The organism is Streptomyces sp. NPDC004542, from assembly GCF_040610035.1.
In the GTDB taxonomy this organism is placed as follows: domain Bacteria; phylum Actinomycetota; class Actinomycetes; order Streptomycetales; family Streptomycetaceae; genus Streptomyces.
Window position 1 is genome coordinate 98,971 of sequence record NZ_JBEXLP010000015.1, and the last position, 17,425, is coordinate 116,395.

A 17,425-nucleotide genomic window follows, 5' to 3' on the forward strand; every position below is an offset into this window, starting at 1 on the left:
GAGCCGCGCAAGAACTGAGGGCGCCCCCTGCGTCGCAGGGGGCGCCCTCAGCGCCGTACAAGTACCTCGGCGGGGCCGTCAGCGGCCGTCGCCGCCGAGGTGGTGCACCCGGAGCATGTTGGTGGTGCCCGAGACACCGGGGGGCGAGCCGGCGGTGATGATGACGATCTCGCCCGGGCTGAAGCGGTTGGTCTTGGTGATCTCCTGGTCCACCAGGTCGACCATCTCGTCGGTGCTGTTCACGAACGGCACGACGTGCGACTCCACACCCCAGCTGAGCGTCAGTTGATTGCGGGTGCCCTCGTCGGTGGTGAAGGCGATGATCGGCTGGGAGGCGCGGTAGCGCGAGAGGCGGCGGGCGGTGTCGCCGGACTGGGTGAAGGCCACCAGGCCCCGGCCGCCGAGGAAGTCGGCGATCTCGCAGGCCGCGCGGGCCACCGAACCACCCTGCGTGCGCGGCTTCTTGCCCGGCACGAGCGGCTGCAGGCCCTTGGACAGCAGTTCCTGCTCGGCCGCGGCGACGATCTTCGACATCGTCTTCACGGTCTCGATCGGGTACGCGCCCACGCTCGACTCGGCCGACAGCATGACCGCGTCGGCGCCGTCCAGGATCGCGTTGGCCACGTCGGAGGCCTCGGCGCGGGTCGGACGGGAGTTGGTGATCATCGACTCCATCATCTGGGTCGCCACGATCACCGGCTTGGCGTTGCGCCGGCACAGCTCGATCAGGCGCTTCTGCACCATGGGGACCTTCTCGAGCGGGTACTCGACGGCGAGGTCGCCACGGGCGACCATCACGCCGTCGAACGCCATCACGACGTCCTCCATGTTGTCGACCGCCTGCGGCTTCTCCACCTTGGCGATGACCGGGACGCGGCGCCCCTCCTCGTCCATCACCTTGTGGACGTCGTGGACGTCCTTGGCGTCCCGCACGAAGGACAGCGCGACCAGGTCGCAGCCCATGCGCAGCGCGAACCGCAGGTCCTCGATGTCCTTCTCGCTCAGCGCGGGCACGTTCACGGCCGCGCCGGGCAGGTTGATGCCCTTGTGGTCGGAGACCACACCGCCCTCGATGACGATCGTCCGCACCCGGTGGCCCTCGACGTCCAGGACCTTCAGCTCGACGTTGCCGTCGTTGATCAGGATCTGGTCGCCGCGGTCGACGTCACCGGGCAGGCCCTTGTAGGTGGTTCCGCAGATGTGCTTGTCGCCCGGGACGTCCTCGGTGGTGATGACGAACTCGTCACCGCGCTCGAGCTCGACCGGACCCTCGGCGAAGGTCTCCAGACGGATCTTCGGGCCCTGGAGGTCGGCGAGGACGCCGATGGCGCGGCCGGTCTCCTTGGAGGCGGCCCGGACGCGGTCGTACCGCGCCTGGTGCTCGGCGTGCGAGCCGTGGCTGAAGTTGAACCGGGCCACGTTCATGCCCGCCTCGATCAGGGAGACGAGCATCTCGTGGGAGTCGACCGCGGGGCCGAGAGTACAGACGATTTTCGAACGGCGCATGGGGTGATCCTATCGGTTTGTTTCGCTACGGAATATTCCGTCTGGCGGAAAATACAAATGGGCGGCTATGCGCTCAGCCGTGTTACTCCCGTGTATTTGCTCAGCGGCTGTGTCCCACCAGTGCGTAGGTCTGTGTCGCGATCTCCAGTTCCTCGTCGGTCGGCACCACGGCGACGGCCACCCGCGCGGACGCCGGCGAGATCAGCCGCGGCCCGTCACCGCGCGCGGCGTTCAGCTCGCCGTCCACCGCCAGGCCCAGCTCCTCCAGGCCCGCGACGGCAGCCTCCCGCACCGGGCTCGCGTTCTCCCCGACTCCCGCTGTGAAGGCGACCGCGTCGACCCGTCCGAGCACCGCGAAATAGGCGCCGATGTACTTCTTCAAGCGGTGAATGTAGATGTCGAAGGCGAGCCGTGCCTCTTCGTCGCCCTCGTCGATCCGCCGGCGGATCTCCCGCATGTCATTGTCCCCGCACAGCCCGAACAAGCCGCTCCTCTTGTTGAGGAGAGTGTCGATCTCGTCCATGGACATTCCGCCAACACGCGCCAAATGGAAGATGACCGCGGGATCCAGGTCTCCCGACCGGGTACCCATCACGAGCCCCTCCAGCGGCGTCAGCCCCATGGAGGTGTCCACGCACCGGCCCTTCTCGACCGCGGAGGCCGACGCGCCGTTGCCCAGGTGCAGCACGATGACGTTGACCTCGGAGGGATCCTTGCCCAGCAGCCGGGCGGTCTCCCGGGAGACGTACGCGTGCGAGGTGCCGTGGAACCCGTACCGCCGGATACGGTGCCGGTCCGCGATCTTCGGGTCGATCGCGTAGCGCGCCGCGGACTCCGGCATGGTGGTGTGGAACGCGGTGTCGAAGACGGCGACCTGCGGCAGGTCGGGGCGCAGCGCCATCGCCGTACGGATGCCGGTGAGGTTGGCCGGGTTGTGCAGCGGCGCCACCGGGATCAGCCGCTCGATCTCGCTGAGCACCGCGGCGTCGATGACGGTGGGCTCGGTGAAGAACAGGCCGCCGTGCACCACCCGGTGCCCGATCGCGGCCAGTTCGGGGGAGTCCAGGCCCAGGCCGTCCCTGCCCAGTTCCTCGGCGACCGCCTTGAGGGCGGCGTCGTGGCCGGCGATCGGGCCGTTCTGCTCACGGGTGTCGCCCGAGGCGAGGCAGGTGTGCTTCAGCCGGGAGGTCTGCTCACCGATGCGCTCGACGAGGCCCACGGCCAGCCGGCTGCGGTCGCGCATGTCCAGCAGCTGGTACTTCACCGACGAGGAGCCGGAGTTGAGGACGAGGACGCGCGTGGAGCTCACTTAAGCGAGGGCCTTCTCGTGCGGGGTCCCGGCGGGGGACCGGTCGGAGTTCTGCGCCTGGATCGCCGTGATGGCGACGGTGTTGACGATGTCCTGGACCAGCGCACCCCGGGACAGGTCGTTGACCGGCTTGCGCAGGCCCTGCAGGACCGGGCCGACGGCGATCGCGCCGGCCGAGCGCTGCACGGCCTTGTAGGTGTTGTTGCCGGTGTTGAGGTCGGGGAAGATCAGCACGCTGGCCTGCCCCGCGACCTCGGAGCCCGGCAGCTTGGTGGCCGCGACCGACGGCTCCACGGCGGCGTCGTACTGGATCGGCCCCTCGATCTTCAGATCGGGCCGGCGCACGCGGGCCAGCTCGGTGGCCTCGCGCACCTTGTCCACGTCGGCTCCCGAACCGGACGTACCGGTCGAGTACGACAGCATCGCGATCCGCGGCTCCACGCCGAACTGCCGGGCGGTGGCGGCCGACTGGATGGCGATGTCGGCCAGCTGCTCGGCGTTCGGGTCGGGGTTGACCGCGCAGTCCCCGTAGACCAGCACCTTGTCGGCGAGGCACATGAAGAACACGGACGAGACGATCGACGACTCCGGCTTGGTCTTGATGATCTCGAAGGCGGGCCGGATGGTGGCGGCGGTCGAGTGCACGGACCCCGACACCATGCCGTCGGCGTACCCCTCCTCGACCATCAGCGTGCCGAAGTAGTTGACGTCGGAGACGACGTCGTACGCCAGCTCCACCGTCACGCCCTTGTGGGCGCGCAGCAGCGCGTACTTCTGCGCGAAGGCGTCCCGCAGTTCGGAGGTGGCCGGGTCGGTCAGCTGCGCGCCGCCCAGGTCGATGCCGAGATCGGCGGCCTTCTTCCGGATCTGCTCGACCGGCCCCAGCAGCGTCAGGTCGCACACGCCCCGGCGCAGCAGCACCTCGGCCGCGTGCAGCACGCGCTCCTCGGTGCCCTCGGGCAGGACGACCCGGCGCTTCTCGGCACGGGCCTGCTCGAGGAGCTTGTGCTCGAACATCATCGGGGTGAGCCGGTCGCTGCTCGGCGCGGAGACGCGCCTGGCCAGGTCGGCGGTGTCGGCGTACCGCTCGAACAGGCCGAGCGCGGTCTCCGCCTTGCGCGGGGTGGCCGCGTTCAGCTTGCCCTCCAGGGAGAACAGCTGCTCGGCGGTGGGGAAGCTGTTGCCGGCCACGGACAGCACCGGGGTGCCGGGGGCGAGGCGGGCGGCCAGGGTGAGGATCTCGTCGCTCGGCACCTCGTCGAGGGTGAGCAGCACCCCGGCTATCGGCGGGGTGCCGGCGCTGTGCGCGGCCAGCGAGCCGACGACCAGATCGGCCCGGTCGCCCGGGGTGACCACCAGGCAGCCCGGGGTCAGGGCGGCGAGGAAGTTCGGCAGCATCGCGCCGCCGAAGACGAAGTCCAGCGCGTCCCGGGCCAGCCCCGAGTCGTCCCCGAGCAGCACCTTGGCGTCGAGGGCCTGGGCGATCTGGGAGACCGTCGGGGCGGACAGCGCGGGCTCGTCCGGCACCACGTAGCAGGGCACCGGCAGCCGCGAAGCGAGCCGGTCGGCGATCTTGTCCCGGTCCTCGCGGGCCACCCGGTTGGCGACCATGACCAGCACGTCGCAGCCGAGCGCCTCGTAGGCCCGGTAGGCGTTCCGCGTCTCCGCGAGCACGGACTCGGCCGTCTGCTTGCGCCCGCCCACCACCGGGATCACGGACGCGCCGAACTCGTTCGCCAGCCGGGCGTTCAGGGACAGCTCGTCCGGGAGCTGGGTGTCGGCGTAGTCGGTGCCGAGGACGAGGACGACGTCGTAGTCCCGGGCGAGAAGGTGGAAGCGGTCCACGAGGGCGGACACCAGCTCGTCGGTGCCCTGCTCGGCCTGGAGCGCGGACGCCTCCTGGTAGTCCATGCCGTAGACGGTCGCCGGGTCCTGCGAGAGCCGGTAGCGCGAGCGCAGCAGCTCGAACAGGCGGTCGGGCCCGTCGTGGACGAGGGGGCGAAACACACCGACCCGGTCGACCTGCCGGGTGAGGAGTTCCATGACCCCCAGCTCGACGACCTGGCGGCCGTCGCCGCGGTCGATCCCGGTCACGTACACGCTGCGCGTCACGTGCGCTCTCCCTCTCCGTCTCGTCGTCCGGCCCGGCTCAGAAAAATCGCCCACCGAGGTGGGCAGAACCCTCTTGACGGTACCCCTCGAGCCGGACACGGCGCCCGTCAGCGCCGCGTCCCCCTCCCGGGTCCGGACGGGCGCCGCGGTGCCGGTGCGGACATGAAACAATCGGACCGGCTCACCGGTACCCACCCACAGCGAGCAGGAGACACAGCACGATGCGCATCGGAGTTCTCACCGCAGGCGGCGACTGCCCCGGCCTGAACGCCGTGATCCGGTCGGTCGTGCACCGGGCGGTCGCGCACTACGGCGACGAGGTGATCGGCTTCGAGGACGGCTACCGGGGGCTGCTCGACCGCCACTACCGCCCCCTCGACCTGGACGCGGTCGGCGGCATCCTGGCCCGCGGCGGCACCATCCTCGGCTCCTCCCGCCTGGAGCGGGACCGGCTGCGGGAGGCCTGCGAGCGGGCCACCGACATGGTCGGCGAGTTCGGCATCGACGCGCTCGTCCCGATCGGCGGCGAGGGCACGCTGACGGCGGCCCGGATGCTGTCCGACGCGGGTCTGCCGGTCGTCGGCGTCCCCAAGACGATCGACAACGACATCTCCTCGACGGACCGCACGTTCGGCTTCGACACGGCGGTCGGCGTCGCCACCGAGGCCATGGACCGCCTCAAGACCACCGCCGAGTCCCACCAGCGGGTGATGGTGGTGGAGGTCATGGGCCGGCACGCCGGCTGGATCGCCCTGGAGTCCGGCATGGCCGCGGGCGCCCACGGCATCTGCCTGCCCGAGCGCCCCTTCGACCCCGTCGACCTGGTCAAGATGGTCGAGGAGCGGTTCGCCCGCGGCAAGAAGTTCGCGGTCATCTGCGTCGCCGAGGGCGCCCACCCGGTCGAGGGCAGCATGGACTACAGCAAGGGCGAGATCGACCAGTTCGGCCACGAGCGCTTCCAGGGCATCGGCACGGCCCTGGCCTACGAGCTGGAGCGCCGGCTCGGCAAGGAGGCCAAGCCGGTCATCCTCGGCCACGTCCAGCGCGGCGGCGTCCCGACCGCGTACGACCGCGTCCTCGCCACCCGCTTCGGCTGGCACGCGGTGGAGGCCGCGCACCGCGGCGAGTTCGGCAGGATGACCGCGCTGCGCGGCACCGACATCGTGATGGTGCCGCTCGCGGAGGCGGTGACCGAGCTGAAGACGGTGCCGAAGGACCGCATGGACGAGGCGGAGTCGGTCTTCTAGGGTCCGTCTTCGATCCTCGAACGGATCTCGCCCACAGCAGGAACCGACGCGAGCACGACCACCGCTTCGTAGGGGGTGGCGGTCCTGCCGTACCCGGTGGCGATCGAGCTCCTCCTGCTGGGGGCGGGGCCGGAGGCCGGCACGCCGGGAGCGGGTACCGGCAGATCAGATCGTTGCACCCCATCCCCGCAGCAGCTGGCGTGCGTTCCATTCGCTGCGAGGGCGCAGATCCGGGGAGAGGACTTCCACGAAGTTCATGCGGGAGACGAGCACGATGGAGCCTCCAGGGCCCATGAGCGTCTCGTCCATCCCGGCGGTGCTCATGGTCCCGCACGGCTCGGCGGATGACACGCGAAGGCAGGTGATCTTCCGGTCGTGGCCCAGGATGACCCGGTCACCGGTCACGGCGGGCACGGAACCACCCTGGACATCCGCATCCCACACGAGCCTGCCGGTGCGGGCGTCGAACCGCAGCAGGCGATCGTCGTCCTTGAGGAAGAGGGAGCCTTCGAAGACCGTGAGGCCTCTGGGCGCAGCACCGTCCTCGAGTGGTGTTCTCCAGCGGCGCTTTCCGGTAGGGCTGTCGAAAGCCGTGACCGTCTTGTCGGAGGCGGCGTAGACCGTGTCGGCCGAGGCGTTGATCCTCACGGTGTCGTACGGGCTGTCCTCGCCGGGCACGGTGATCCTCCCGCGGTGCTCGCCCGAACCGGCGTCGTAGACCTCGACCGTCCCGTGGCCCGCCAGGTACACCTTGCCGTGGCTGACGAGGAACGGCGGGAGGTCGCGGAGGGAGTACGAGGTGTCCTCGCTGTCGTCGTCCGCGCCCCATCGCTTCTTCCAGCGCAGTGCGCCGGTCCTGCCGTCGAGCGCCCGCAAAGTGCCGTCCGTGGCGGCGAGCAGCACCTGCCGGCCGGCCGTCACGGGCCGGCCGAAGAGGAGGCGGGGTGCGTCGCGGGGCGCGGGGTGCCGGCACCTGATGGTCAGCGTGGAGAGCGAGTCCGAACACGTCCGGGTGATCGCGGTCGACCTCGACTCCGCCAACGGAACGGTGCTGGAGAGCGGCACCGCCTCGCGCCGTCTGAAGCCGGGGGAGCGGATCACCTTTCGCGAGAAGGACCGGCTGGTGCTGGGCGGTGCCGTCACCCTTCGGCTGTCCGGGCAGCGGCACTTCTCCGACGAGCAGCAGGTGCAGCCCCGACTGGGCACCGCGGGCGGCGGACACACCAGGCTGCTCCGACCGGACGACATCGAGGCGCTGGGGATCTGACCGGATGGGCGGACCGCTCATCGGGGCCGTCCTCAGGTCCTGCGCTGCTCCGTCCCGCTCACCCACCGGTAGACCAGCTCCGGTCTCCCCACCTGCCCGTACACCGGCTTCCGCTCGGCCCGGGCCCTCTCCACCAGGTGCTCCAGATACCGCCGGGCGGTGATCCGGGAGATCCCCACGGACTCGGCGACCCCCGCCGCCGTGAGCCCTCCGGCGGCCTCGCGCAGGGTGCCGGTCACGCGTTCCAGGGTCGGCCCGCTCAGCCCCTTCGGAAGCGCCGCGGGTCCGGGGGCGCGCAAGGCCGCCAGCGCCCGGTCCACCTCGTCCTGGCCGCTCGCCTCACCCACCGCGGCGTGGAACTCGGCGTACCGGACCAGACGGTCGCGCAGGGTGGCGAAGGTGAACGGCTTCAGGACGTACTGGACGACCCCGAGCGAGACGCCCTCCCGCACCACCGCCAGGTCCCGCGCCGACGTCACCGCGATCACGTCCGCGTGGTGCCCGGCCGCCCGCAGCGACCGGGCGAGCTGGAGACCGTGCACGTCCGGCAGGTGCAGGTCGAGCAGGAGCAGGTCGACCGGCGTGCGGTCCAGCAGCCGCCGCGCCTGGGCCCCGGTGTGCGCCTTGCCGACGGCGACGAACCCCGGCACCCGGCCGACGTACATGACGTGCGCGTCCGCCGCCACCGGATCGTCCTCCACCACCAGCACGCGGATGTGCTGCTCGTTCGTCATGCGTCGCCTCCAGACACCGGGGCCGGCCCGACCGCCGTACGCAACGGCAGCCGGACCTCGAACTGGGCCCCGCCGCCGTCGGCCTCCGCCACGGACAGGGTCCCGTGCAGCCGGTGCACGGCCTGCCGCACCAGTGCCAGACCGAGCCCCCGCCCGCCCGGTCCGGCCGGCTTGGTGGAGAACCCCCGCTGGAATACCAGGTCGGCGTGGGCGGGAGCCACACCGGCCCCGGTGTCCGCCACCCGCAGCAGCAGGGTCCGCGCGGGCTCCTCCGCGTCGTCGGTGGACGCCGTGACCGTCACCCGTGCCCCGGTGCTGCCCTGCGCCGCGTCCACCGCGTTGTCGATCAGGTTGCCGAGGATGGTCACCAGGTCCCGGGCCGAGAGGTCGTCGGGGAGCACCCCGTCGTCCAGCCGGCTCTCCGGCGACACCAGGAGCTCCACGCCCCGCTCGTTCGCCTGTGCCGTCTTGCCCAGCAGCAGGGCGGCCAGCACCGGCTCGCTCACCGCCGCCACCACCTGGTCGGTCAGCGCCTGCGCGAGTTCCAGCTCCGCCGTGGCGAAGTCGACCGCCTCCTCCGCACGCCCCAGTTCGATCAGGGAAACCACCGTGTGGAGGCGGTTCGCGGCCTCGTGGGCCTGCGAGCGGAGCGCCTGGGTGAAGCCGCGCTCGGAGTCCAGCTCGCCCATCAGCGACTGGAGCTCGGTCACGTCCCGCAGGGTGACCACGGTGCCCCGGCGCTCCCCGCCCGACACCGGCGAGGTGTTCACCACCAGCACCCGGTCCGCCGTCAGGTGCACCTCGTCCACCCGCGGCTCCGAAGCCAGCAGAGCGCCGGTCAGCGGCGCGGGCAGGCCGAGGTCGGCGACCGACCGGCCGACCACCGCGTCCTCGGTACCGACCCCGAGCAGCTCCCGCCCGCCGTCGTTGATCAGTGCCACCCGGTACTGCCCGTCCAGCATCAGCAGCCCCTCCCGCACCGCGTGCAGCGCGGCCTGGTGGTAGTCGTGCACATGGCTGAGCTCGGTCGCGTTCATGCCGTGGGTGTGGCGGCGCAGGCGGGCGTTGATGACGTACGTGCCGACCGCGCCCAGCAGCAGGACGCCGGCGGCGACGCCGAACAGGGCCGAGACCTGTTCCTGGACCCGGCGGCTGATGGCCTCGACCCGGATGCCGGCGCTGACCAGGCCGATGACGCGGCCGTTCTCCTCCACCGGCGTCACCGTGCGGACGGAGGCCCCGAGGGTGCCGGTGTAGGTCTCGGAGCTGGTGTGGCCGTGCTGGGCGTCCGCGATGTGGCCGAGATAGCGCTTGCCGATCTGCTTCTCGTCGGGGTGGGTCCAGCGGATCCCGCTCTGATTCATGATCGTGACGAAGTCGACCCCGGTGTCACGCATGACCTGGAGGGCGTACGGCTGGAGGTGCGCCGAGGGGTCCGGCGTGTGGATCGCGGCCCGTACCGAGGGGGTGTCCGCGATGGAGCGGGCCACGGCCGTCGCCTGGCGGCTCGCCGCGTCCTCCGCCTGCCGCTGGTCGCTGACGTAGGTGAACAGCGCGTATCCGGCCACGACCACGGCGATGAGCACGGCCTGCATGGCGAACAGCTGGCCGGCCAGGCTGCGGGGCCTGGGAATGGCTGGGACTCGCATGCCGTCAGTCTGCCTCCGCGCCGAGTGTGAACTAAATGAACGGAAGGGTGACCGCCCTCACAGGGGCGGGAGATAGTCACGGCATTCCCCTGTAACGCCCGGACGTGAGCCGCACGCCGGTGTTCGCCGACGAAGACGTCAAGGAGGGCAGCCGTGGCCGCCAGCACCCCCGATACGGCACCTGCCGCACCCGCCGTGAAGCGGGACCGCACCCATTACCTGTACATAGCCGTGATCGTCGCGGTGGCCCTCGGTATCGCGGTGGGGCTGATCTGGCCCGACGCGGGGATCGAACTCAAGCCACTGGGCACCGGCTTCGTGAACCTGATCAAGATGATGATCTCGCCGATCATCTTCTGCACGATCGTGCTCGGGATCGGTTCGGTACGGAAGGCCGCCAAGGTCGGCGCCGTCGGCGGCATCGCGCTCGGCTACTTCCTGGTGATGTCGCTCGTCGCACTGGCCATCGGTCTCGTCGTCGGCAACGTGCTGCACCCGGGGGACGGGCTGCACCTCACCGACGCGATCAAGGCGACCGGACACGACCAGGTGTCCGCGGACGCGCTGCCGCCGGTCGACTTCGTGCTCTCGATCATCCCGGTGACCTTCGTCTCCGCCTTCACCGAGGGCCAGGTGCTGCAGACCCTGCTGATCGCGCTGCTCGCCGGCTTCGCGCTCCAGGCGATGGGCCCGGCCGGGCAGCCGGTGCTGCGCGGCATCGAGCACATCCAGCGGCTCGTCTTCCGCATCCTCGCCATGGTGATGTGGGCCGCCCCGATCGGAGCCTTCGGCGCCATCGCCGCGGTGGTCGGCTCGGCCGGCGTGGACGCGCTGAAGAGCCTCGCCGTGCTGATGCTCGGCTTCTACGTCACCTGTTTCCTCTTCGTCTTCGTCGTGCTCGGCGCGCTGCTGCGGGTCGTCACCGGCCTGAACGTCTTCTCGCTGTTCAGGTACCTGGGCCGGGAGTTCCTGCTGATCCTGTCCACCTCCTCCTCCGAGTCCGCGCTGCCGCGGCTGATCGCGAAGATGGAGCACCTGGGCGTCAGCAAGCCGGTGGTCGGCATCACCGTCCCGACCGGCTACTCCTTCAACCTCGACGGCACGATGATCTACATGACCATGGCGTCGCTGTACATCGCGGACGCTCTGGGCACCCCGATGTCCGTCGGCGAGCAGATCCCGCTGCTGCTGTTCCTGCTGCTCGCCTCCAAGGGCGCGGCCGGCGTCAGCGGCGCCGGCCTGGCCACCCTGGCCGGCGGTCTGCAGTCGCACAAGCCCGCACTGGTCGACGGCGTCGGCCTGATCGTCGGCATCGACCGCTTCATGAGCGAGGCCCGCGCCCTGACGAACTTCGCCGGCAACGCCGTCGCCACCGTCCTGATCGGCACCTGGACCAAGGAGATCGACCGGGACCGCGTCCGGCAGGTGCTCGCCGGTCAGCTGCCGTTCGACGAGACGACCCTGCTGGACGAGGGCGCGTCCGCGGTCCCCGCGGACCTGCCCGAACCGCGCCAGGGCGGCGAGAAGGAACTGGCGAAGGCGTAGGCTCCGCCGCCCGCCCCGTGCGGCGGAGCCGCAGGCCGACGGAGCCCCCGCGCTCCTGCCGGGGCGGTGCCCCCGCCCCCCGTACCCCGGGCACCCGGCCCCGCCTGAACCCGGGCCGGGTGCCCGGCCCCACCGTCTCCGGGCGGCCGATACTCCCCCTTACGGTCGGCCGCCCGGAGACCTTCTCCGTGCCCCGCCCGGAGCGGCCCGCCTCCTGTGCTGTCGGCAGGCCGTCGGCCGACCGTGCGGGTGGCGGTGCTGCCGTCGGCCGGCAAGCCCCGGTGGCCGCCGGGGAGCCCGCCCAGGAGTCCGCACAGGAAGAAGAAGGAGTCCGCGGCCTCGTCGGCACGCTGACCGGGCCCACCTGCGGGCCCCCCGGCCGCATCCACTAACGTGCCGTCTCCGGAGCGACCGGAACGGCACGTTCGTGCGCGGGTCGGCCGCGCACACGGTACGGAGGCACGGGGGATGAAGATCGACTGGGACCGGCGGACCTGTGCCCGCAAGGGCCATGTGACGTACGCGCCGGACGACCCGCGGCTGCGGGTGCGGCTGCACGCGCGGACCGCCCTGGGGGACGTCTGGCGCTGCCTGCGCTGCGGCGACTTCGCGCTCGGCGAGCCGCACGGCTCGGGACCGGCCGCCGACGCCCCGCTGGTACCGCGCGGCAAGGTCCTGCGGGACCTGTTCATCCTGCGCTTCCTGGCGGTCGAGCGGGCCGTGCGCGGAGTGTTCATCGTGCTGGTCGCGGTGGCGGTGTGGAAGTTCAGCAACAGCCAGGACGCGGTACGCCGGCTCTTCGACGAGGACCTGAACGTCCTGCGCCCGGTCTTCCGGCACTTCCACTACGACCTCGACCACTCCCCGGTCGTCGGCACCATCCAGAAGTCCTTCGGCTACCAGCACTCCACGCTGCTCGTCGTCGCGGCCCTGCTGCTGGCCTACGCCCTGATCGAACTCGTCGAGGCGGTCGGCCTGTGGTACGCCAAGCGCTGGGCGGAGTACCTGACGGTGGTGGCCACGGCCGCCTTCCTCCCGCTGGAGGTCTACGAACTCACCGAGCACGTCAGCGGGCTGAAGATCGCCACCCTCGCCCTCAACATCCTCGCCGTCCTCTACATCGCCCTCGCCAAGCGCCTCTTCGGTCTTCGGGGCGGCCGGAAGGCCTTCGACGAGGAACGGCACAGCGCGTCGCTGCTGGAGGTGGAGGAGTCCGCGCGGGTGCTCTGACGGGCTTGCGTTGACGTCGGCGTCAAGGCCTACGGTCGCTGCTATGCGAATCGGCGAACTGGCCGCACGGGCCGGGACCACCACGCGCACGCTGCGGTACTACGAGTCGCGCGGGCTGCTGCCCGCGCGCCGTGACGACCACGGGCACCGCACCTACGACGAACGCGATCTGCGGCTGCTCACACAGATCCGCACGTTGCAGGACTTCGGGTTCGACCTGGAGGAGACGCGCCCGTTCGTGGAGTGCCTGCGCGCCGGTCACCCGGAGGGCGACTCGTGCCCGGCGTCGCTGGCGGTCTACCGGCGCAAGCTGGCCGAACTCGACGACCTCATCGGCGAACTGACAGCGGTCCGGGAGCAGGTCGCCGGGCAGCTGGCGCGGGCCGAACAGGCCATGGGCGAGCTGGCCGCCGAGGCGCTGGTTCCGGGGGGTCCGGAACCCGGGTGCGAACGGGGAGGGCGGATACGGTGATCAAGGCAGCGGGCGTGACCGAGGTGACGGACGGGGACTTCGCGGCGGAGGTGATCGCCTCGGAGCTGCCCGTGCTGGTGGAGTTCACCGCCGACTGGTGCCCTCCGTGCCGGCAGATGGGGCCCGTCCTCAGCGCGCTCGCCGAAGAGGAGGGCGACCGGCTGAAGGTCGTACAGCTCGACGTGGACACCAATCCGGTGACCACCAACGCCTACAAGGTGCTGTCGATGCCGACGTTCATGGTGTTCCGTGGCGGCGAGCCGGTGAAGGCGATGGTGGGTGCCCGGCCGAAGCGACGGCTCCTTGAGGAGCTGTCCGACGTGCTGTGATCCCGCGCGGGCCAGAAGAAATCCCCCGAGCAATTGCGCTCGGGGGATTTCTTTGCGTATATTCGATGGTTCGTGACTTCAATGAAACTGGGTCACGGAGAAGTTCAGTGAGCACAGTATATCCGGGCGGGAGCGGAATTGTCAAACAGCGAATTTCCAGACGATGAATTGCGCCGCGAGCAGGAATTCATCGACGGCCTGTACGCGCGCGTGGACGCCCTGCGCGGCGACACGGAGGCCTCCGTCACGGACGCCCTCGCCCAGGGTGACAAGCCCAGGCAGGCCCGGCTGGAGCGGGACATCCTGGTCGCCGAGCGCTCGGGGCTGCTCGCCGCGCTGAACGCGGTGGAGGGCTCCCTGTGCTTCGGCCGTATCGACCTGACCTCGGGGGTGAAGCACCACATCGGCCGCATCGGACTGCGCCTGGACGACGCCGAGCGCACCCCCGTCCTGATCGACTGGCGGGCCGGCGTGGCCCGCCCCTTCTACCTGGCCACCGGCCACACCCCGATGGGCCTGCGCCGGCGCCGGCACATCGGCACCGACGGCCGCCGGGTCACCTCCCTGCACGACGAGATCCTCGACCTCGGCGACGCCACCCGCACCGGCCACGAGGATCCGACCGGGGACGCCGTGCTGCTGGCCGCGCTCAACTCCGCCCGCACCGGCCGCATGAGCGACATCGTGCAGACCATCCAGGCCGAGCAGGACGAGATCATCCGGGCCCCGTACCGCGGGGTGCTGGTGGTCGAGGGCGGCCCCGGCACCGGCAAGACGGCCGTCGCCCTCCACCGGGCCGCCTACCTCCTGTACGAGTACCGGGAACTGCTGGCCCGGCGCGCCGTCCTGATCGTCGGCCCCAACCCCGCCTTCCTCGGCTACATCGGCGAGGTGCTGCCCTCCCTCGGCGAGACCGGCGTCCTGCTGGCGACGGTCGGCGAGCTGTTCCCCGGCGTGAAGGCGACGGCCACCGACACCCCGGAGGCGGCCGCCGTGAAGGGCCGCGCCGGCATGGCCGACGTGCTCGCCGCCGTGGTGCGCGACCGGCAGGCGCTGCCCGACCCGGTGATCGCCATCGAGCACGACCGCGAGGTGCTGATGCTCGACGACGGCCTGGTGAACGTCGCCCGCGAGCGCACCCGCGCCGCCAAGCTGCCGCACAACGCGGCCCGCGAGCACTTCGAGGGCCACATCCTCAACGCGCTCACCGAGCTGTACGCCGAGCGCGTGGGCACCGACCCGTACGACGGCAGCAGCCTGCTGGACCCCTCCGACGTCACCCAGATCCGCGACGAGATCGCGGAGAACCCCGAGGTCTGGTCTGCCGTCGACCGACTGTGGCCGCGGCTGACCCCGCGCCGGCTGGTCGCCGACTTCCTCGCCGAGCCCGACGGGTACCTGTCCGCGGCGGACGCCGACGCGATCCGGCGCCCGGTGACCCGGGCCTGGACGGTGGCCGACGTGCCCCTGCTGGATGAGGCGGCCGAACTCCTCGGTGAGGACGACCGGCTCGCCCGGGCCCGCGCCGAACGGGAGCGGGAGACGCAGATCGCCTACGCGCAAGGCGTCCTGGACGTCTCCTACGCCTCCCGGACCTACGAGTTCGAGGACAAGGAGGACAGCGACCCGGAGTCCTCGGAGGTCCTGTCCGCGCACGACATCATCGACGCCGAACGGTTCGCCGAGCGGCACGAGGAGGCGGACCACCGCAGCGCCGCCGAACGCGCCGCGGCCGACCGGACCTGGGCGTTCGGGCACATCATCGTCGACGAGGCGCAGGAGCTGTCCCCGATGGCCTGGCGGCTGCTGATGCGGCGCAGCCCGACCCGCTCGATGACGCTCGTCGGCGACCCGGCGCAGACCGCGGAGGCGGCGGGCGTCGGCTCCTGGGCCGGCATCCTCCAGCCGTACGTCGAGGACCGCTGGGAGCACACCCGCCTCGGCGTCAACTACCGCACCCCGTCCGAGATCATGGACGTGGCCGCGGCCGTCGTCCGCGCCGAGAACCCGGACTTCACCCCGCCGAGCTCGGTCCGCTCGACCGGGGTACGGCCCTGGGCGCGCCGTGTGTACGACGACCTGCCCGGCGCGGTGGCCGAAGCGGTCGCCGAACTGACGCCCGCCGAGGGCCGCCTGGCGGTCATCGCCCCGCGCGAACTGCACCGCCGGCTGGCCGCCCGGCTGGACGGGGTCACCGCGGGCGCCGAACCCGACCTGACCCGCACGGTCGTCCTGCTCGACCCCCGTCAGTCCAAGGGCCTCGAGTTCGACTCCGTCCTGGCGGTCGAGCCCGGCCGGTACGGCACCAGCGACCTCTACGTGGCCCTGACCCGAGCCACCCAGCGGCTCGCCATGATCCACACCGAGGAACTCCCCAGGCCACTGGCCGAGGCCCTGACGTAACCCCCTACGACACTCGAGATGCGCATCCCGGGATACCGGGCACCACCACGCGGGGTCCCGCACCGACGGCCCCTTGCGGGGTGGGGTGGTGGTCCTCGGCGGGGCGCGGTGCCGCGGGGTTGCGGAGTAGTAGCCCCTGGCGGGGTGTGGGACGGTAGCGCCCGCCGGGGCCTGGGGGCAGTGCTGCGGGGTGCGGGGGCGGTAGCCCCGCCGAGGGGTGAGGGGGCGGAGTCCCCGGTGAGGTGGTGCGGGGGCGTGGGGCGGCAGCCCCCGGCGGTGTGCGGGGGACGCAGTCCCCGCCGGGGATGAAGGGGCGGAGCCCCTGGGAACGGGAATGGGCAGGGGCGGCGGGGGCGAGAAACCTAGGCCGGCCGCAACCACACCGTGGCCAGCGGAGGCAGCGTCAGCCGGATGCTCGCCGCGCGCCCGTGCCAGGCGGTCGCCTCCGGCTTGACCGGGTCGGGGTTGGTGACGTCGCTGCCCCCGTACCGGGCCGCGTCGGTGTTGACCACCTCGTGCCACGCGGGGACGTCCTCGGGCACGCCGAGGCGGTAGTCGTGGCGGACCGTGGGGGAGAAGTGGGACACCGCCAGCAGCGGGACGCCCTCGGCGTCGTAGCGGAGGAAGGCCACGACGTTGTCGTCGGCCGCGTCCCCTACGACCCACTGGAAGCCGGACGGGTCGGTGTCGCGCTGCCAGAGCGCGGGCGTGCCGCGGTACACCGCGTTGAGGTCGCGGACCAGGTCGCGCACGCCCCGGTGGTCGGCCTCGGCGCCGTACGCCGGGTCGAGCAGCCACCAGTCGGGGCCGTACGCCTCGGACCACTCGGCGCCCTGGGCGAACTCCTGCCCCATGAACAGCAGCTGCTTGCCGGGATGGGACCACATGAAGCCCAGATACGCTCGCAGGTCGGCGCGCTGCTGCCACCAGTCGCCCGGCATCTTCGACACCAGCGACCGTTTGCCGTGCACCACCTCGTCGTGGGAGATGGGCAGCACGTAGTTCTCGCTGTAGGCGTACACCATCGAGAAGGTCATCTCGCCGTGGTGGTACGTGCGGTGCACCGGCTCGTGACTCAGGTACTCCAGCGAGTCGTGCATCCAGCCCATGTTCCACTTCAGCCCGAAGCCGAGGCCGCCGAAGCCGCTCGGGCCCTTGTGGTGCGTGGGCCGCGTGACGCCGTCCCAGGCGGTCGACTCCTCGGCGACGGTCACCACGCCCGGGCAGCGCCGGTACACGGTGGCGTTCATCTCCTGGAGGAACGCCACCGCGTCCAGGTTCTCCCGGCCGCCGTGCTCGTTCGGCGTCCACTGGCCCGGCTCGCGCGAGTAGTCGAGGTACAGCATCGAGGCGACGGCATCCACCCGCAGCCCGTCGATGTGGAACTCCTCGCACCAGTACACGGCGTTGGCGACCAGGAAGTTGCGCACCTCGCGGCGGCCGAAGTCGAACTCGAGCGTGCCCCAGTCGGGGTGCGCGGCCCGCAGCGGGTCGGAGTGCTCGTACAGCGGGCGGCCGTCGAACTCCGCCAGCGCCCAGTCGTCGCGCGGGAAGTGCGCGGGCACCCAGTCCATGATCACGCCGATTCCCGCCCGGTGCAGCGCGTCCACCAGGTACTTGAA

14 protein-coding genes are annotated in these 17,425 nt (G+C 71.4%); 7 read left to right on the forward strand and 7 right to left on the reverse strand.

Annotated features, from left to right (window positions below; translation table 11 throughout):
* Positions 1-78: 78 nt before the first annotated feature.
* From pyk to pta, 3 genes are all read right to left on the reverse strand, one after another.
* The gene (gene pyk / locus ABZX30_RS12020; protein ID WP_355932046.1) at positions 79-1,506 is read right to left on the reverse strand and encodes a pyruvate kinase; all 1,428 of its coding nucleotides are present in this window, start codon (positions 1,504-1,506) and stop codon (positions 79-81) included.
* A gap of 100 nt (positions 1,507-1,606) precedes the next feature.
* On the reverse strand, positions 1,607-2,815 hold the full coding sequence (locus ABZX30_RS12025) for an acetate kinase (protein ID WP_355932047.1): 1,209 nt from the start codon (positions 2,813-2,815) through the stop codon (positions 1,607-1,609).
* On the reverse strand, positions 2,816-4,927 hold the full coding sequence (gene pta, locus ABZX30_RS12030; RefSeq protein ID WP_355932050.1) for a phosphate acetyltransferase: 2,112 nt from the start codon (positions 4,925-4,927) through the stop codon (positions 2,816-2,818). It abuts the gene before it with no gap.
* Between the two features lie 221 nt (positions 4,928-5,148).
* On the opposite strand from pta, the gene ABZX30_RS12035 reads away from it, so the two are divergent.
* Positions 5,149-6,174, forward strand: a complete 1,026-nt coding sequence (locus ABZX30_RS12035; protein WP_355932053.1) for an ATP-dependent 6-phosphofructokinase — start codon at positions 5,149-5,151, stop codon at positions 6,172-6,174.
* A 165-nt stretch (positions 6,175-6,339) separates the two neighbouring features.
* Here the strand turns inward: ABZX30_RS12035 and ABZX30_RS12040 are convergent, their stop codons facing one another.
* Positions 6,340-7,095 carry a PQQ-binding-like beta-propeller repeat protein gene (locus ABZX30_RS12040; RefSeq protein WP_355932055.1) on the reverse strand — a complete coding sequence of 252 codons (756 nt, stop codon included), beginning with the start codon at positions 7,093-7,095 and terminating at the stop codon, positions 6,340-6,342.
* Positions 7,096-7,150: 55 nt separating this feature from the next.
* On the opposite strand from ABZX30_RS12040, the gene ABZX30_RS12045 reads away from it, so the two are divergent.
* Positions 7,151-7,441 (forward strand): hypothetical protein, encoded by a 291-nt coding sequence (locus ABZX30_RS12045; RefSeq protein ID WP_355932058.1) that lies wholly within the window; start codon positions 7,151-7,153, stop codon positions 7,439-7,441.
* Between the two features lie 32 nt (positions 7,442-7,473).
* Here ABZX30_RS12045 and ABZX30_RS12050 read toward each other — a convergent pair whose 3' ends face one another.
* Positions 7,474-8,175, reverse strand: coding sequence for a response regulator (locus ABZX30_RS12050; protein WP_355932061.1), 702 nt, complete (start codon positions 8,173-8,175; stop codon positions 7,474-7,476).
* Entirely contained in the window at positions 8,172-9,824 is a 1,653-nt protein-coding gene (locus ABZX30_RS12055; RefSeq protein ID WP_355932064.1) for a sensor histidine kinase, read from the reverse strand. The genes ABZX30_RS12050 and ABZX30_RS12055 overlap by 4 nt, the downstream gene beginning before the upstream one ends.
* A gap of 153 nt (positions 9,825-9,977) precedes the next feature.
* On the opposite strand from ABZX30_RS12055, the gene ABZX30_RS12060 reads away from it, so the two are divergent.
* From ABZX30_RS12060 to ABZX30_RS12080, 5 genes are all read left to right on the forward strand, one after another.
* Positions 9,978-11,369: a cation:dicarboxylase symporter family transporter gene (locus ABZX30_RS12060; protein WP_355932067.1), complete on the forward strand. Its 1,392-nt coding sequence runs from the start codon at positions 9,978-9,980 to the stop codon at positions 11,367-11,369.
* 468 nt (positions 11,370-11,837) lie between these two features.
* Complete coding sequence (locus tag ABZX30_RS12065) at positions 11,838-12,599, forward strand: DUF2127 domain-containing protein (protein WP_355932070.1); 762 nt, start codon at positions 11,838-11,840, stop codon at positions 12,597-12,599.
* Positions 12,600-12,642: 43 nt separating this feature from the next.
* The gene (locus ABZX30_RS12070; RefSeq protein ID WP_355932071.1) at positions 12,643-13,071 is read left to right on the forward strand and encodes a MerR family transcriptional regulator; all 429 of its coding nucleotides are present in this window, start codon (positions 12,643-12,645) and stop codon (positions 13,069-13,071) included.
* Positions 13,072-13,085: 14 nt separating this feature from the next.
* A complete protein-coding gene (locus ABZX30_RS12075; protein WP_355932086.1) occupies positions 13,086-13,400 on the forward strand; it encodes a thioredoxin domain-containing protein in 315 nt (104 codons plus the stop codon).
* A gap of 168 nt (positions 13,401-13,568) precedes the next feature.
* Positions 13,569-15,803 carry a UvrD-helicase domain-containing protein gene (locus ABZX30_RS12080; RefSeq protein WP_355932074.1) on the forward strand — a complete coding sequence of 745 codons (2,235 nt, stop codon included), beginning with the start codon at positions 13,569-13,571 and terminating at the stop codon, positions 15,801-15,803.
* Positions 15,804-16,165: 362 nt separating this feature from the next.
* Here ABZX30_RS12080 and glgB read toward each other — a convergent pair.
* Positions 16,166-17,425 (reverse strand): 1,4-alpha-glucan branching enzyme (gene glgB / locus ABZX30_RS12085; protein ID WP_355932076.1); only part of this gene is annotated, 1,260 nt, incomplete at its 5' end.

Coding starts and splice junctions, on each gene's coding strand:
- pyk (WP_355932046.1), bottom strand. CDS start 1,506: ATGCGCCGTTCGAAAATCGTCTGTACTCTCGGCCCCGCGGTCGACTCC.
- ABZX30_RS12035 (WP_355932053.1), top strand. CDS start 5,149: ATGCGCATCGGAGTTCTCACCGCAGGCGGCGACTGCCCCGGCCTGAAC.
- ABZX30_RS12045 (WP_355932058.1), top strand. CDS start 7,151: ATGGTCAGCGTGGAGAGCGAGTCCGAACACGTCCGGGTGATCGCGGTC.
- ABZX30_RS12050 (WP_355932061.1), bottom strand. CDS start 8,175: ATGACGAACGAGCAGCACATCCGCGTGCTGGTGGTGGAGGACGATCCG.
- ABZX30_RS12055 (WP_355932064.1), bottom strand. CDS start 9,824: ATGCGAGTCCCAGCCATTCCCAGGCCCCGCAGCCTGGCCGGCCAGCTG.
- ABZX30_RS12065 (WP_355932070.1), top strand. CDS start 11,838: ATGAAGATCGACTGGGACCGGCGGACCTGTGCCCGCAAGGGCCATGTG.
- ABZX30_RS12070 (WP_355932071.1), top strand. CDS start 12,643: ATGCGAATCGGCGAACTGGCCGCACGGGCCGGGACCACCACGCGCACG.